This window comes from Pseudoalteromonas sp. DL2-H2.2, assembly GCF_021532535.1.
GTDB lineage: Bacteria > Pseudomonadota > Gammaproteobacteria > Enterobacterales > Alteromonadaceae > Pseudoalteromonas > Pseudoalteromonas rubra_A.
Map to the genome: position 1 here is coordinate 168,280 of NZ_JAKGBD010000002.1, position 15,984 is coordinate 184,263.

Below are 15,984 nucleotides of genomic sequence, written 5' to 3' on the forward strand. Positions count from 1 at the left end.
AAAAGTTGAACACACACTGAGGTGTGTTAAGGTTAGCATTATGACCGCATCATATTGTCGTAATTGATACTTCTTGTAGGTGCTCTGTAACGTTTAAAAGTTACAACCCGCTAGCAAGCGCTTACCAACCTTGCTCGCACCGCTACATTAAGCTGTTCAATTTACAATCATTTTTGACTCTTATTTTATGAGGCTGAGTTATGCTTTATAACGGCGATTTGACAACCACTTGTCCTATCAGACAGAAGATCCGCGATTTTTACCGCATCGATGAAAACGAAGTTATCGACCATATTCTGCCCCTGGCCGAAGTGGGTGTAACTGCACGTAGCCGTGCCTGGGAAAGAGCGCGCCAGATGGTGCTCAATATTCGTCGCGATCAGGATGGCCAGAATGGTGTAGACGCACTGCTGAACGAATTCTCTCTGTCATCAGAAGAAGGCGTGGTATTGATGTGTCTGGCAGAAGCCCTGCTGCGCGTGCCAGATAAAGAAACTCAGGATCAACTTATCCGCGACAAGCTGGCTAAAGGTGACTGGAGTTCACACTTAGGCAGCAGCGACTCGCTGTTCGTAAACGCTTCAAGCTGGGGCCTGCTGGTCACCGGTAAAATGGTCAACTACAGCGACAAAAACCAGGAAGAGCAGTTTGGTGTACTAAAGCGTACCATTGGCCGCCTGGGTGAGCCGGTGATCCGCAAGTCGGTAAACTTCGCTATGAAGATCATGGGTAAGCAGTTTGTTATGGGTGAAACCATCCAGGACGCTATCACCCGCGCCGCAGAAAAAGAACAAAAAGGCTATGTGTACTCGTACGATATGCTGGGCGAAGGCGCCCGCACTATGGCCGATGCTGAGCGTTACTATCAAAGCTATATGAATGCGATCCACGCTATCGGTAAAGCCGCAGCAGGACGTGGCCCAATTAAAAGCCCAGGTATCTCTGTTAAGCTCTCTGCAATCCACCCTCGCTATGAGTTCTCTCACAGCGACCGCGTAATGGACGAGCTGGTGCCTAAGCTCAAAGAACTGGCCTTGGCTGCCAAACAATATGATATTGGCTTTACTGTCGATGCCGAAGAAGCAGATCGACTGGATATTTCTCTGGACGTGATTGAAGCGGTATTCTCCGATCCTGAGCTGGACGGCTGGAATGGTTTTGGCCTGGCAGTACAGGCTTATCAGAAGCGTGCTATTTTTGTTGTTGAGTGGGTTGCCGACCTGGCGCGCCGCGTTGGCCGCAAACTAATGGTTCGTCTGGTAAAAGGCGCTTACTGGGATACTGAAGTTAAGACCACACAGCAAGATGGTTTGGACCACTTCCCGGTATTTACCCGTAAAGCAACCACAGACGTATCGTACAAAGCGTGTGCAATCAAGCTATTAGAAGCCCGTGATGTGCTGTTTCCACAGTTTGCCACTCACAACGCTTACACAGCAGCCACTATTCTTGAAGTTGCGAAAGGCGACAACACCGGGTTTGAGTTTCAGCGCCTGCATGGTATGGGTGAGTCGCTGTTTGACCAAATCGTGACCAGTGAAGGCATTCAGTGCCGTGTTTACGCACCGGTTGGCCATCACGAAGACTTGCTTGCCTACCTGGTACGTCGTCTGCTTGAAAACGGTGCAAACTCCTCTTTCGTAAATGCCATTGTAGACACCACTAAGCCTGTTGAGTCACTACTGCCAGATCCGGTTGAAACCCTGCAAGGCCTGCGCAATAAGTACAACAAGCAGATCAGCCTGCCTATCGAGCTATACGGCGATGAGCGTGCCAACTCAAAAGGCATGGATCTGACTGATATCAATGTACTAACGCCATTTAAAGAGAATCTGGACAACTGGTTCAACGAGCACCGCATTGAAGAAAGCGACGTTCCTGAGGGCCGTATGGCCGTGCGTAACCCGGCCAACCACACAGAAATTGTCGGCCATGTTCCAATGCACGATGACGCCTACATGCAAAGCATTCTGAGCAATGCCGAAAATGCCTTTGCCGAGTGGTCACAAACGCCTGTAAAAGAGCGTGCCGATCTGCTGCGCCGCGTTGGCGATATTCTTGAGCGTCACCACGATGAGCTGGTAGCTATCTGTATCAAAGAAGCCGGTAAAATCACTCAGGATGGCATAGATGAGGTCCGTGAAGCCGTCGACTTCTGCCGCTACTATGCGGCGCGTGCCGAAGAGCTGTCGAAAGATGAGCGTTTTGAAGCCCGTGGCGTGATTTTATGTATCAGCCCGTGGAACTTCCCGCTGGCGATTTTCCTTGGTCAGGTTGCCGCAGCCATCGTAACGGGTAACACGGTTATTGCTAAGCCTGCTGAGCAGACTAGTATGATTGCCCTGCGTTGTATCGAATTGATGCGCACTGTGGGCCTGCCAGAGCACGTTGTACAGCCAGTGATTGCCCGTGGTAGCGAAGTTGGTAAGCACATTGTGCCGGATGAGCGCATTCAGGCCGTGATGTTCACAGGCTCTACTGAAACCGGCACTTTGATCTCGCAAATTCTGGCTGAACGTAACGACATTCAGGTACCGCTGATCGCAGAAACCGGTGGTCAGAACTGTATGGTGGTTGACTCTACGGCACTGCCAGAGCAGGTTGTGGATGATGTGATTTCATCTGGTTTCCAAAGTGCCGGTCAGCGCTGTTCTGCACTGCGTGTACTGTTCCTGCAAGACGACGTCGCTGATGGCATTATCAAGATGCTACAAGGTGCATTGCAGGAGCTGCATGTTGGCGACCCGGCCATGTTGTCGACAGACGTTGGCCCGGTGATCGACGAAAAAGCCCTGAACACCCTGACCAAGCATGTTGAATATATGAAGAGCAACGGCAAGCTGTTGTTCGAAGCGAAGATCCCAGATAACAGCGAGAACGGCGCTTACTTCTTTGCACCGCGCTTGTATGAAATCTCTGACTTGTCTGTCCTTAAACGTGAAGTCTTTGGCCCGGTTGTACATATCATCCGCTTCAAGGGCGAAGAGCTGGATAAGGTGATTGACCAGATCAATGGCACAGGTTACGGCCTGACTATGGGGGTTCACTCACGTATCGAATCACGCTGTGAGTACCTGGCGAAGATGTCTCGTGCGGGTAATGTCTATGTTAACCGCAACATGATCGGCGCCATCGTTGGTGTTCAGCCGTTCGGTGGTCGTGGTCTGTCTGGTACAGGCCCTAAAGCCGGTGGTCCAAACTATCTGCTGCGCCTGGTGAAAGAAAAAGCGTCTCCGGATAACGTACAGATGACCAACCTGACACCGGATGAGCTGGAAACACACCACTTCCCGGGTGCCGTTGAGCAGGTTGAAGCTTTGATGCAAAACTCACTGCGCGACGAGAAGATCTGGCGTGCGACACCGCTGAATGACCGTGTTTCTGCGGTACGTCAGCTGCTTGCTAAAGTCGCCACGGTTGAAATCATCGACGAGCTGGCGGACGACTTAGCGTTGACACTGGCAGATGCCCGTGCACAGCTTAACCGCCTTGAAAAGCGTATGCGTTCACACATCGTGTTGCCTGGGCCAACGGGTGAATCGAACACCCTGCACCTTGAGGCGCGCGGTTGTGTGGTGTGTTATGCCGATAAGAGTACCTCGTTTAACTTCTGGGCACTGTCAATTATCACCGCACTTGCGGCGGGTAACACAGTGATCACCGTTGCCTCTGAGCTGTTCTACGAGGAAGCGCAGGCGTTTCGCGATAAGTTTATCGCCACCGGCGTTGCCGAAGGGGTATTCCAGGTTGCTAAGCCAAATCAGCTACAAGCTATCCTGGCGCACCCTCACCTGGCAGGTGCCGTGGTTGCCGCGCGCTCTTCGCGCCTGGGCTACTTCAGTCAGCAGCTGGCTGCGCGTAAAGGCGCTATCCTGCCGGTGATCAGCGCAGAATACTACGACACGCTGATCAGCCGTCTGGTTACAGAGAAAACGATCAGTATCGATACCACAGCATCGGGCGGTAATACCTCACTGATGACGCTGGTAGAAGACGACGAATAACGTTAGTCGTTAAGTTACACTCTCTTTAAGCCGGCATTCGCCGGCTTTTTTACGCAAATTTATGTCAAGTTTCCATAGCCTTAAACGGATATGTAATGCACAAATTACATACCTGTACCTTGATTTGTAGCAAAACTATTTCATTTTTAAGTTAACCGTTATATGGTGCCAGCTTCTCTCACTAAGTTAGGGGCTATGTGTGCAAAAAAACAAAACTATCGGCAGCATGTTAATTGTCGCCGGCACCACCATTGGCGCAGGTATGCTGGCATTACCCATCGCCTCCGCAGGGCTGGGGTTCACCACCGCGTTACTGTTGATTTTGGCCACCTGGGCCTTAATGACTTACACCGCCTTACTGATGCTGGAATTGCATCAATATGCCAGCAAAGAGGCCACATTAAATACGCTGGCCAAACGTATTTTAGGTAAGAAAGGGCAGTATATTGCCAACTTCTCTATGGTGTTTTTATTCTATGCACTGTGCGCCGCTTATATTGCTGGCGGGGGTGCCCAACTGCAAGAAAAGCTAACAGCACTGACCAGCATGGAGATTGCTCCACAAGCAGGCTCAGTGCTTCTGGCTATTATGGTTGCGACAATCGTGACATTAGGCACCAGTACCGTGGATAAGCTCAACCGGGTATTGTTCACTATCAAGCTGGTCGTTCTGGCCAGTTTGTTTTTCGTGCTGACTCCTTATGTGCGTGGCCAGCATTTACTGGATATGCCAATTGAGCAAGGCTTGATCGTCTCTGCTCTGCCGGTGATTTTTACCTCATTTGGCTTTCATGGCTCGATCCCTTCTATCGTTAAATATGTCGGACTTGATATTCGTACACTGAGAAAAGTAATGATAGTGGGTGCCTCACTGCCTTTGGTCATTTACATTGGCTGGCAGTTACTCAGCCAGGGCGTGATGGCACAAAGTGCCTTACTAAACAGCGAAGGTTTACCTGGGTTTGTCGACAGCATCTCAAGTATTGCCCATAGTCCTCAGGTCAGTACCTTCGTTACCCTGTTTGCCGACCTGGCACTGGCGACCTCCTTTTTGGGTGTCAGCCTGGGGTTATTTGACTTTTTTGCCGATGCATTTAAAAAGCGTAATACCGTGTCGGAGCGTATCATCACCGCACTGATTACTTTTTTACCTCCCCTTGGCTTTGCCCTGTTTTATCCGCAAGGATTTATCATGGCGCTGGGCTATGCCGCCATTGCACTCGTGGTGCTGGCCATTTTTCTGCCTGTCGCTATGGTCTGGCAACAGCGTAAAACGCACCAAGCGGACAGCGCAAATCAGCCAGCTGACGGCTATCAGGTGGTAGGCGGAAACCTGGGTCTATTGTGTGCCGGCCTGTGTGGGGTCCTGATCATCTCAGCCCAATGTTTGCAAATGCTCGGCGTGATACCGGCGCTTTAACAAATAACCACATTTTTTGCCTCGATTTAACCGCGGCTGGCGATATAATGTCCCACTAAGACATTCCAGCCGTAGTTAAGAAGGACCGTATGAAGCACCTGATCCCCCTTATTCTTCCAGCCGCATTGCTTGTCGCCTGTGGTGGCGAAAATAGCGAGCCTTTGAAAGCCAACCCTGATAGTTCTGATGGCGCGTCAACGGATAATAGTAGCCAGGATACCAGCAACCTGGTACAAAGCTGCGGTAACAACTTTAATGCCCAGAGGTCGCTTAATAAGTTCGAAAGCAGTGCCGTATTTTGGCAAATTGAGGGCGCCCAGCTACAGTCAAAACCGCAATTGATGATGTTTGCTGATAAGTTTTCTCTGAATGCGTCTCACGAACTCAGTTCAGATAAGACTCTGTGTCTGCTGGCAGCAAATATCTTTGGCTCCAGTGGTGCTCAAACCTGGATGGGAGCAGACAATGGCTCAGTTAAACAGGGTGAACTCTATTATTACAGCCCTGCTATCACATTCACAGGGAGTTTACCGGAGTTCACCTCACTGGATGACTGGCGTGCTCAGGGCGCGCCTGCACAAACCGTTATAGCAACACCAGATAGTGAAATGACCGTTTGGTATCGTAACCAAGACGAGAATCGCTTTACTTTAGGAACCGCACAGAGCAATCAAAATCCGCTAACACTGAATTGTGATCAAGATGGATTTGCACTGTCCTATTCTCTTGCTCAGGTCGCACAAAGCCAGAGAGATACATTGAACCCCGGCTTCTGTGAAACTCAGGGCACCGGAGATAACGCGGTGACTCAGTGTCTGAGTGTGGCACTGACCACCACAGATAAACTAGAGTCGTGCAAATTTGGTGTAACCAGCATAGCATTGCCAGACAGTACAGGCGCTAAAACTGCGGTAAAAATCGCGGGGGAGCTGAGCGTTCTCACCACAGGTGCAGAACTAAATATTAGCCAAATCGATATTCGCTGATTGATATCAGGTATTGTTCAGGACGATAAGTATAGATAAGCCAGTGTTCAGATACGCTGGTTTATCAGGTACGCTAGAGATAGATATAATAGTAGGTGAAAAGCTTGATGCACACATTGTGCACAAACGTGAAAAATGAAGACCAGATATTTGCCTAAGTAAACGGACTAACGTTCAAGCAATTAACTGACGTCCTGAGGGGGCTGTGAAGAGACGCGTTTTCGGCCAAGAAGGTATATCAATGGCGCAAAACATAAAAACACGGTCGCGTAGTTGACTAAAGGTAAAATAGTTTTATAAAAATAACCTGAATAGCTCAGCTCCATGAGATGTCTATCAACCAGCCTGAACAGCTGTAATAGCGGCGCAGGTATCACAACCAGCTGACAAATAATACTCTGCCACATGTACATTTTGTCTTTGAGAGCCCAATAAGCAACGATGGCGATAAAGAGAATGTCAGCAGCAGCCCAATAAATGTACCTAAATACCATATGGGTATCGAGCTCTAGAATGAGATCGTGCGTTAAATACCCGTTCACAAAAAATGCAAAACACAACAACGAATATCGCAGCGCCAGCCTGTCTTTCAGAAAACAAAACAAGATAACTGACAGAGAGACAAGCATCATCTGGCTGTCAAAAATGGCACCCAAAAGCGGCTTTAAACTGTCACTGTTAATATCGATATTCGTCATTATGGTTATCTGAAACCGTTAGCCCTTACTTCGGCTGTTCGTTTCCATCGTCACCGCCACCATTTGAACCCGGCATATAAGCATATTTATTAAGCATTGTTTTCTCCATTAACATTATCAGATTAAATTCCGCTGAATAGCCTAGCCCAAGAATCGGTACCACGCAATACTTCTAGTTGTTTCCACGGACATTTATTGGGTCAGATTCTTTGGCTTTGCCCTGCATAATAGAGATTTCAACACGTCGGTTACGGCGCCGGTCTACATCTGTTTCATTGGGCACCAGCGGTCGGGTATCTGCATGCCCAACCACCACCATACGATTTTTATCAAACCCTGGTACGGTTTGCATTTCGCTCGCGACCGCCACCGCCCGAGTGGCTGACAGATCCCAATTGTTGCTATATAGCTCATTAGAAAACTGAAAATCATCTGTATGTCCGGACACAGTTATTTCGCCCGGTACATCTTTGAGTAGCTGAGCTATATCCTGGATCACGGGTTTAAATTTAGGCTGCAAAAATGCACTGCCCGACGGGAAAGAGCCATTTTCCTGAATTCGTATGATTATCTGCTGACCGAGCGATTCCAGTTCGATAGCACCATCCATAATTTGCTTTTCGAGCTGTTGTGCAATTTTCTTCACCAACTCATTCACCTGCTCCTGTTCAGCCGCAGCGATAGCCTGAGTCATAGACTGCTCCTGGGCGGTGCTGGAAGATTCGCCACCGCGTTTGTTACCGCGCTGCTCTTGTCGTCCACCTGCGGAGCTTTCGTCACCCGCCTGAAACTCCAGCATTTGCTGGGTCATTTCAACGGTCTGTTGCTGAATGGTTTCTATGGGAGTGGGCTCAGGCTTACCTGGTGTGAATTCCATTGCAATCACACTGGTGCCTTTGGGAATGTCTTTGACTTCAATTTTATTCTGAACACCAAATGCGAACTTCATTGAACCCGCAATTTGCTTGAACTTGAGTACATCCATTTCCGAAAACGCCAGCAGCAGAACGAAGAAACACATCAGCAGTGACATCAGATCAGCAAAAGTCCCCATCCAGGCAGGCAGGCCCGGGGGAGGACATTTGCATTCGTTCTCGTCTGACATAACTACTCCTCAGCCTCACCACCGCGCTTGGACTCAGGCAGGTAGTTTTTCAGAATACCTTCAATCACTTTCGGGTTCTGGCCATCCTGAATACCCAAAATGGCATCCAGGATCAAACGCTGGTTACGCTCTTCCTCGTCTTTGCGCAGCTCCAGTTTAACCTGAATAGGAATGGCTACCACGTTGGCCAAAAAGGCCCCATAGAGCGTGGTTAATAGCGCAACGGCCATCGCTGGTCCAATCGCTTTGGGGTCATCCATGTTAGATAACATGGCCACCAAGCCGATCAGGGTACCAATCATCCCCATCGCAGGCGCGATGTCTGCCAGGGATTTAAACAAACCTGCGCCCATTTCGTGACGCGTTGAGGTCAGCGCTATGTCTTTTTGCAAGGTTGCCCTAACTACATCCGCGTCGTGACCATCCACCAGCATATCGACGCCTTTGCGCATGAACGAGTTGGGAATTTCCGCTTCTTCCAGAGCCAAAAAGCCGCCTTTACGCGCAGAGTCCGCAAGCTCAACCGCTTTTTCAATCAACTCTTCCGGGGTTTCGAGCTTGAACATAAAGGCCTTACCGGCCACCTTACCAATGCCAAAAAACTGGCTCATGGTAAAGTTAGAAAGCACGATAAAGATCGAGCCACCAAACACGATAACCACTGATGGAGTGTTGTAAAACATGGCGATCTGGCCATCACTACTAAGTACCATGGACATCACAATCAAGCCTATGGCCCCTAAGATCCCAATCACGGTTGCTAAATCCACACACCCTCCAAAGGAATTTACCCGCTATCTATCACGCAGTTATTATTATCGACAGAGTTATCGGCCAGTTTTGCAATAACTTAACTCAATTATATTAAATTGCCTTGAAATTGCGAATTCATAAACCATTGACAGGCCGTCCGAACTGTATAACGCAAAAAGTCTGAGAGATCTTTGACCTCAATCTGTAATACTCATAAAATTAGGCGTTTTTTAATTTAGCTCAAAGTGAATATTGCACATGGCGACAAAAAAACCGGAAAACATGAGCTTTGAAGAAGCCGTTGACGAGCTTGAAAGCATTGTACAGGGTATGGAGCGGGGCGAGTTGACCCTGGAGCAATCCCTCAAACAATTTGAACGTGGGATCAAACTGGCTAACGCCTCCTCTCACAAGCTGCAACAGGCAGAACAGAAAGTGGCGATTTTACTCGGTAACGACGAGCAAAGCCCACTGAGTGACTTTACGGACGAGCTGGAATAAACGGTGGATTTACAAGCACAACTTGCCCATGCCAGAGCGCAGGTCGAAAACACTGTGGCGACCTATTTCGCCCAGACACTGGACAGTGACGAGACAGCCATTGCCGCGGCGCGCTATAGCATCAGTAATGGTGGCAAACGGTTACGGCCATTTTTAGTTTACGCCACGGGGCAAATTTTTGGCGCCTCACCGCGCGACCTGGATATCGCTGCCGCGGCAGTTGAGTGCATTCATAGCTACTCGTTAGTGCATGACGATCTGCCCGCCATGGACGATGACGACCTGCGCAGAGGAAAGCCCACCTGTCATATTGCCTTTGATGAAGCACAGGCCATTTTAGCCGGTGATGCCTTACAAACCCTGGCGTTTGAGTTGTTGTCTACACACACATTCTCGGTGCCGACAGCAAATCAGATTGCGATGATAAAAACACTGGCCAAAGCATCTGGGTTACAGGGCATGGTGGGTGGTCAGGCGCTGGATTTGGCCGCGACTGATAAGTCGGTGAGTTTGGCTGAGCTCGAGCGGATCCATCGCTTAAAAACAGGCGCCCTGCTGACCTGTGCCATTGAACTGGGCGCGTTGTGTGCCCCCGACGTCTCGCTTACTACTCTGGAGCGACTGCGTGACTATGGCCAGAATATAGGTCTGGCGTTTCAGGTTCAGGACGACATTCTCGACATTGAAGGCAACACAGAAGTACTGGGTAAACCTCAGGGGTCTGATCTGGAACATAATAAATCTACGTATCCTGCACTGTTGGGATTAACAGGCGCCAAGCAAAAAGCACAGGCACTCGTAGAGGACGCCAAACGGGCACTGCAAGACATAGATGCAGACACACAAACCCTGGCTTTGCTGGCAGACTATATCATCGCCAGAGACCATTAATGACACTGCACAGACTAGCAATCGACTGATAAGTCGCTAAATTAATAACTAGTTAAGTTATACTGTGGTGCATTGCACTGAGCACGCCGAATCAAGCGCCTGGAAAGCAGCTTGTAAATAGGCTGAGCCCTGGAACAGAATTCATAAATTTAATGGCAGATAACAATGACAACCAAGTCAGTAAACTCTGCCCAGGATAACGTAATCAATATGAGCCTTGATAACAGCAAGTATCCCCTTTTGGCATTGATAGAGCAGCCTGAGCAGCTGCGCACTTTGCCGCAACACAAACTGACCGAGTTCAGCAATGAACTACGCGACTATTTGCTCAACTCAGTTTCACAAAGTAGCGGCCACCTGGCCTCAGGCCTTGGGACCGTTGAGCTGACAGTCGCACTGCACTACGTCTACAATACGCCGGCAGATCGGCTCGTGTGGGATGTGGGCCATCAGGCCTACCCACATAAAATCCTCACCGGACGCCGAGATAAGATGCATACCATACGACAAAAAGATGGCCTGCACCCTTTCCCGTTCCGTGAAGAAAGCGAGTACGACACCTTCAGTGTTGGCCACTCCAGTACCTCTATCTCAGCAGCGCTGGCCATGGCCATTGCCGCAGAAAAGGAGCAACAGGGGCGTAAAGTCGTTGCCGTGATTGGTGATGGTGCGATGACCGCAGGCATGGCTTTCGAGGCAATGAACCACGCCGGTGATGTGAAATCAGACATGCTGGTGATCCTCAACGACAATGAAATGTCTATCTCTGAAAATGTCGGCGCGCTGAACAACCACTTTGCACGAATTTTATCCGGCAGCTTTTACACGAATATCCGCGAAGGCGGTAAAAAGTTACTCTCAGGCGTACCACCGGTTAAGGAGCTGGCCAGCAAAGTTGAGGAGCATCTCAAGGGCATGGTGATACCGGGTACCTTTTTCGAGGAGCTGGGCTTTAACTACATAGGCCCCATCGATGGCCACGACGTGAATATGCTGGTCGATACGCTCAGAAACATGCGTAACCTAAAAGGTCCGCAGTTGCTGCACGTTAAAACGCAAAAAGGTAAAGGTTACCAACCTGCGGAAGCCGATCCGATCGGTTACCACGGCGTGCCTAAGTTTGATCCAAGCATTCATAGCCTGCCTAAGTCCAAACCCAGTGCCCCGACTTTCTCAAAAGTGTTCGGCGACTGGTTGTGTGACATGGCGGAGCTGGACGCCAAGCTGATGGCCATTACCCCGGCCATGCGTGAAGGCTCCGGCATGGTGCGTTTTTCTAAAGAACACCCTAATCAATACTTTGATGTGGCCATTGCAGAGCAGCATGCCGTCACCTTAGGCGCCGGGTTTGCCTGTGAAGGTCTTAACCCCGTCGTTGCTATCTACTCTAGCTTTTTGCAACGTGGTTACGATCAGCTGATCCACGACGTCGCACTACAAAACCTGCCGGTGCTGTTTGCCATTGATCGCGCCGGGATTGTGGGTGCCGACGGCGAGACGCACCAGGGGGCATACGATTTGAGCTTTATGCGCTGTATTCCCAACATGGTAATTATGGCTCCGAGCGACCTGAACGAATGCCGTCAGATGCTTTACACCGGCCATCGTCTGCAACAGCCTGCCGCAGTGCGCTACCCGCGAGGTTCTGCAGGTGAAGCAGAGATTGAAGCACAGATGATTGAGCTGGAAGTAGGTAAAGCCAACCAGCTGCGCTCAGGTAAGAAAGTCGCCATTCTTAACTTTGGTACCTTGCTACACAATGCAAAACCAGTCGCAGACGCACTGGATGCCAGTTTGGTGGATATGCGCTTTGTGAAGCCACTTGATGGCGCCATGATTGAAAAGCTGGCAGCCGAGCATGACTTGCTAGTCACACTGGAAGATAATGCCATCGCAGGCGGTGCAGGCAGTGCCGTCAGTGAGTATCTTGCCGCTAAGCATATACTTAAACCCATTCTGCACCTGGGTATTCCCGATGAGTTTATCAAGCATGGTACTCAAAATGAAATGCATGCTGAAATGGGGCTGGACGCAAACGGGATCCAGCAAAGGATTGAGACTGTGTTATCAGGTTGGTAAGTTCACAGAACCTGATAAACCCGTCACACCCTTCTTGCATATAGTCACTGCTGTGCAGTGGCTATATGCAACTCCCCTCTGACAAATCCCCCAGAAAAACTCCGTTTACACTCTGCAACCAGCCCATCAAATAGAATCCACCGATAACTGTTCAAAACTTCTTATTTAAAGTGCTTATTTTGAGTGTGAACGCGAAGTTTTTTGCCTGGTCTGGTTGGTGCCTCTGCAATGCTACAACTAACTCTACTTTTTAGTTTGCACTTAATCGTCAGTTATTGTAGCTTAAAAGGGTACCAAGTGATTTGGTGCATTTGAAAATAACAAAAAGTTTAATATCTACAAGGAAATGATTATGAAATTAAAACTAAACAAAAAGAAAATGAAAACCCTGTCTACCGACCATTCAAACCTGCCAGCGAACATGACTCCACAGGTTGCCGGTGGTACTGACATTAACAGTAGCTACCCTTCTTATCGCTGTGGTGGTGGTAATGATACCTCACTAAGTGCAGATGGTGTAACACACTGTGTAGCACACACTTGCGGCCGTAATGGCTGTGGTGATATTTTGTAACTACACCTCTTTGTTTTAAAAACAGAGAGCTTAATGAAACGCCTCTATGAGGCGCTTCAGAGTGTTGAAAAAGGGCAGGACACAGAGCCAGCCCTTTGATCTAATAAGCGCAGTGAGTTTGGTGAATTCACCATGCTTAAATACAAAACCCCTCAGCAATATCAACTAGAAATGGTCGCTATCGAACAACTGGTTTCCAAAGGCTATTTAGCGCACCTGATTGACCTCGCCATTGATTTTGAGTTTATTCACAACTAAGTCTCTCCCCTTTATTGTAAAAACAATGGCCGTCTGGCTGTTAACCCCCGTTCGAATGTGCAAAATATTATTTCCTGGATATCGGTTTGGTATCCGCAGCGAGCGTCGCTTAATCAAAGAAGTTTAAGCTAACGTCACTTATTGTTAGTTTTTAGGTATGGGAGTTAGCGAAGATGTGATCCACCACTCGACGCTAAGTCACAACAGAATTAAGCGATTTAAAGACAGCAACATTTATCAATCTAAGCCACCGCCTTCACAGTGGCTTTTATATTTCACCATCACTGGCTGGACAAACCCCGTTCAATACAACACTTTAACCAGCAACTTAAAGACCAACCCGCTCTCATTATTGACAACTTCCAGGTTGGCAAACCGGATGGAACGCAATGACGATAACTTTTCCAACTTTTTTAATCAGGACCTGTCATGGCTGATGGCTCGGCACTTTTTGACTGGCAAAGCAGTGCACATATCGGTTTTGAGCAACTGCAAGTTTACTTTTTAGCCTGATCCCCCAGCTGGTCGTCGCAGCAATGATTCTGTTACTGGGCCTGCGCCTGGTTACTGAGCAAACTGGCACTGACGCTGCTTCAGGTGCTCAACAAGGCACTGGCCAGCATCCAGCAAAAGACACAACAACCCAGGCAGGTGCAACTTACTTCCCGGCACATTAAGGTCATTTGTCGAAGTGTTTTTTGGCTGACACTGCTGTTTTTTGCCACGGCCGCCGCTTCCAGCCTGGGCTTAAGTTTATTTACTGCTCCTTGGTGATAGCAGGCAGTGCCGGCGCCATTGTGCCCATTGCGCTGAAAAAGTTTGGTCTCGACCCTGCACAGTCATCCTCCATCGTATTAACAACCATCACCGACATTGCTGGTTTTATGTCTTTTCTGGGTATCGCCCTGTTATTGTCGGATATGCTGCCCGTCGGTTAGTTACTTTGCGCCATATCAAAAGGCGGCGTCTTTATACTGGAAAAGTGTCACCAACTAGCAGAGAATACGTCGGTGATTAAATGGAATTAGCGTGTCCCGCCGGGACGAGTCTTCACGGAACCAAGTCCACTCGAGTTCCCAAAATACGAGTGAGCGACGCCTGAACTGTGCCCTCTTCGTATTGTCGGGTAAGTGGTTCTTAGTAGCCAGACCACACCATACTGGCTGCACATCAGGAGTTTCCCTATGTCATCGATAACACCCCAACAGGCCGCTCAGCTGGCGCTCAATTGTATGGATTTAACCAGCCTGACCGGCGCAGAAAGCGACGACGATATTATCCAGCTTTGCCAGCAGGCCAGCTCAGAGGCAGGCGCCGTGGCCGCAATCTGCATTTTTCCTCAGCATATTCCTCTGGCCAAACAGCACCTGGCTGAGGGGATCAGGATTGCCACGGTCACTAACTTCCCCCATGGCTCAGAGGATATCGCCAGCGCAGTTGAGCAAACCCGTGCGGCAGTCGTGCTCGGTGCCGACGAAGTCGACGTGGTGTTTCCTTACAGGGCACTGATGGCTGGCAATAGCGAGGTTGGTGCGCAACTGGTGCGGCAATGTAAAGCGGCATGTGGCACTGGGGCACAGCTCAAAGTCATCATAGAATCTGGTGAGTTTAAAACCGCGCAACTCATTGAACAAGCGTCGCACATTGCCATAGCAGCGGGTGCCGACTTTATCAAAACCAGCACCGGCAAAGTGGCGGTTAATGCCACATTAGACGCCGCACATGTGATGCTCAATACCATCAAAAACAGTGGCAAAGCCGTTGGCTTTAAAGCCGCCGGTGGCGTACGTACGGTGAATGATGCCTGCGCTTATCTGGACACCGCCCGGCAAATTATGGGCCCCGACTGGGTCAACTCACAGCATTTTAGATTTGGTGCATCTAGCTTACTCAGCGATGTGCTGAGTACTTTGACAGGCTCTGCCAAAACGTTATCGGGAGACTACTGATGAGCAGCCCCCACCAAACCGTTCACATCAATGCGCCAGCCGATGCATTTGCCGATACCGTGTTACTGCCGGGCGATCCGCTGCGTGCTAAGTTTATTGCTGAGCACTTTCTCACGGACGTGAAAGAAGTCAACAATGTGCGCAATATGCTTGGCTACACCGGCTTTTTTCAGGGCCACAGGCTGTCTGTGATGGGTACCGGCATGGGGATCCCCAGTTGCTCCATTTATGCCAAAGAATTGATCACTGAATATAAAGTGAAAAATCTGATCCGGGTGGGCAGCTGTGGTGCCGTGTCCGAGCAGGTAAAACTGCGTGATATTATTATTGCGATGGGCGCGTGTACCGACTCCAAGGTAAATCGCATACGCTTTAAAGATCATGACTTTGCCGCCATTGCCAATTTTGAGCTGCTGAATACTTGCGTCAATACCGCAGCACAGCTGGCGTTAAAAGTGCAAGTTGGCAATGTATTTTCATCCGACCTGTTTTATACTCCTCAGCCAGAAATGTTTGACCTGATGGATAGCATGGGGATCCTGGGTGTAGAAATGGAAGCGGCCGGTTTATATGGCGTCGCGGCACAATATGGTGCCAGGGCCCTGACTATTTTAACCGTTGCCGATCACATCACCCTAGACACGCACCTGAGCAGTGACGCCAGGCAGTCTTCCTTTGCACAGATGGCTCAGCTGGCTTTGACGACGGCCAAAGCGCTGTAACTGTGCCGGGCTTATGCGTCCACTAAGGCGCTAAGCCCCATCAG

Annotated in this window: 15 protein-coding genes; 12 read left to right on the forward strand and 3 right to left on the reverse strand. The window is 49.4% G+C overall.

Going from position 1 to position 15,984, the window contains the following annotated elements; all coding sequences use genetic code 11:
- Positions 1-200 precede the first annotated feature (200 nt).
- From putA to L1285_RS03440, 3 genes are all read left to right on the forward strand, one after another.
- The gene (gene putA, locus L1285_RS03430; RefSeq protein WP_235410982.1) at positions 201-4,004 is read left to right on the forward strand and encodes a bifunctional proline dehydrogenase/L-glutamate gamma-semialdehyde dehydrogenase PutA; all 3,804 of its coding nucleotides are present in this window, start codon (positions 201-203) and stop codon (positions 4,002-4,004) included.
- A gap of 199 nt (positions 4,005-4,203) precedes the next feature.
- Positions 4,204-5,424 (forward strand): aromatic amino acid transport family protein, encoded by a 1,221-nt coding sequence (locus L1285_RS03435; RefSeq protein WP_046002935.1) that lies wholly within the window; start codon positions 4,204-4,206, stop codon positions 5,422-5,424.
- An 89-nt stretch (positions 5,425-5,513) separates the two neighbouring features.
- Positions 5,514-6,410: a hypothetical protein gene (locus tag L1285_RS03440; RefSeq protein ID WP_235410983.1), complete on the forward strand. Its 897-nt coding sequence runs from the start codon at positions 5,514-5,516 to the stop codon at positions 6,408-6,410.
- Between the two features lie 182 nt (positions 6,411-6,592).
- Here the strand turns inward: L1285_RS03440 and L1285_RS03445 are convergent, their stop codons facing one another.
- The 3 genes from L1285_RS03445 to pomA all read right to left on the reverse strand — a co-directional run bounded on the left by L1285_RS03445 (position 6,593) and on the right by pomA (position 8,983).
- Positions 6,593-7,108 carry a hypothetical protein gene (locus L1285_RS03445; protein WP_235410984.1) on the reverse strand — a complete coding sequence of 172 codons (516 nt, stop codon included), beginning with the start codon at positions 7,106-7,108 and terminating at the stop codon, positions 6,593-6,595.
- A 172-nt stretch (positions 7,109-7,280) separates the two neighbouring features.
- Complete coding sequence (locus L1285_RS03450; RefSeq protein ID WP_046002938.1) at positions 7,281-8,213, reverse strand: flagellar motor protein MotB; 933 nt, start codon at positions 8,211-8,213, stop codon at positions 7,281-7,283.
- 2 nt (positions 8,214-8,215) lie between these two features.
- Entirely contained in the window at positions 8,216-8,983 is a 768-nt protein-coding gene (pomA, locus tag L1285_RS03455) for a flagellar motor protein PomA (protein WP_138543906.1), read from the reverse strand.
- A gap of 241 nt (positions 8,984-9,224) precedes the next feature.
- Between pomA and xseB the strand changes: the two genes are divergently transcribed.
- From xseB to deoD, 9 genes are all read left to right on the forward strand, one after another.
- A complete protein-coding gene (gene xseB / locus L1285_RS03460) occupies positions 9,225-9,467 on the forward strand; it encodes an exodeoxyribonuclease VII small subunit (protein ID WP_046002939.1) in 243 nt (80 codons plus the stop codon).
- A 3-nt stretch (positions 9,468-9,470) separates the two neighbouring features.
- Positions 9,471-10,358: a (2E,6E)-farnesyl diphosphate synthase gene (ispA, locus tag L1285_RS03465; protein WP_328285011.1), complete on the forward strand. Its 888-nt coding sequence runs from the start codon at positions 9,471-9,473 to the stop codon at positions 10,356-10,358.
- 210 nt (positions 10,359-10,568) lie between these two features.
- Entirely contained in the window at positions 10,569-12,437 is a 1,869-nt protein-coding gene (gene dxs / locus L1285_RS03470) for a 1-deoxy-D-xylulose-5-phosphate synthase (protein ID WP_235411316.1), read from the forward strand.
- A 352-nt stretch (positions 12,438-12,789) separates the two neighbouring features.
- Entirely contained in the window at positions 12,790-13,011 is a 222-nt protein-coding gene (locus tag L1285_RS03475; protein WP_235410985.1) for a hypothetical protein, read from the forward strand.
- Positions 13,012-13,143: 132 nt separating this feature from the next.
- Positions 13,144-13,269, forward strand: a complete 126-nt coding sequence (locus L1285_RS23530; RefSeq protein WP_268835954.1) for a hypothetical protein — start codon at positions 13,144-13,146, stop codon at positions 13,267-13,269.
- Positions 13,270-13,805: 536 nt separating this feature from the next.
- On the forward strand, positions 13,806-13,946 hold the full coding sequence (locus L1285_RS03480; protein WP_235410986.1) for a hypothetical protein: 141 nt from the start codon (positions 13,806-13,808) through the stop codon (positions 13,944-13,946).
- A 21-nt stretch (positions 13,947-13,967) separates the two neighbouring features.
- Positions 13,968-14,207, forward strand: coding sequence for a magnesium transporter (locus L1285_RS03485; RefSeq protein ID WP_235410987.1), 240 nt, complete (start codon positions 13,968-13,970; stop codon positions 14,205-14,207).
- Between the two features lie 246 nt (positions 14,208-14,453).
- Entirely contained in the window at positions 14,454-15,218 is a 765-nt protein-coding gene (deoC, locus tag L1285_RS03490; protein ID WP_235410988.1) for a deoxyribose-phosphate aldolase, read from the forward strand.
- Positions 15,218-15,940: a purine-nucleoside phosphorylase gene (deoD, locus tag L1285_RS03495; protein WP_235410989.1), complete on the forward strand. Its 723-nt coding sequence runs from the start codon at positions 15,218-15,220 to the stop codon at positions 15,938-15,940. Before deoC ends, deoD begins: the two co-directional genes overlap by 1 nt.
- The last annotated feature ends 44 nt before the right edge of the window (positions 15,941-15,984 follow it).

Bases quoted from the DNA above. Each gene is read 5' to 3' on its own strand.
- L1285_RS03450 (WP_046002938.1), bottom strand. From the start codon at position 8,213: ATGTCAGACGAGAACGAATGCAAATGTCCTCCCCCGGGCCTGCCTGCC.
- L1285_RS03475 (WP_235410985.1), top strand. From the start codon at position 12,790: ATGAAATTAAAACTAAACAAAAAGAAAATGAAAACCCTGTCTACCGAC.
- L1285_RS23530 (WP_268835954.1), top strand. From the start codon at position 13,144: ATGCTTAAATACAAAACCCCTCAGCAATATCAACTAGAAATGGTCGCT.
- deoD (WP_235410989.1), top strand. From the start codon at position 15,218: ATGAGCAGCCCCCACCAAACCGTTCACATCAATGCGCCAGCCGATGCA.
- L1285_RS03440 (WP_235410983.1), top strand. From the start codon at position 5,514: ATGAAGCACCTGATCCCCCTTATTCTTCCAGCCGCATTGCTTGTCGCC.
- L1285_RS03445 (WP_235410984.1), bottom strand. From the start codon at position 7,108: ATGACGAATATCGATATTAACAGTGACAGTTTAAAGCCGCTTTTGGGT.
- dxs (WP_235411316.1), top strand. From the start codon at position 10,569: ATGAGCCTTGATAACAGCAAGTATCCCCTTTTGGCATTGATAGAGCAG.
- putA (WP_235410982.1), top strand. From the start codon at position 201: ATGCTTTATAACGGCGATTTGACAACCACTTGTCCTATCAGACAGAAG.
- deoC (WP_235410988.1), top strand. From the start codon at position 14,454: ATGTCATCGATAACACCCCAACAGGCCGCTCAGCTGGCGCTCAATTGT.
- xseB (WP_046002939.1), top strand. From the start codon at position 9,225: ATGGCGACAAAAAAACCGGAAAACATGAGCTTTGAAGAAGCCGTTGAC.
- L1285_RS03480 (WP_235410986.1), top strand. From the start codon at position 13,806: ATGATTCTGTTACTGGGCCTGCGCCTGGTTACTGAGCAAACTGGCACT.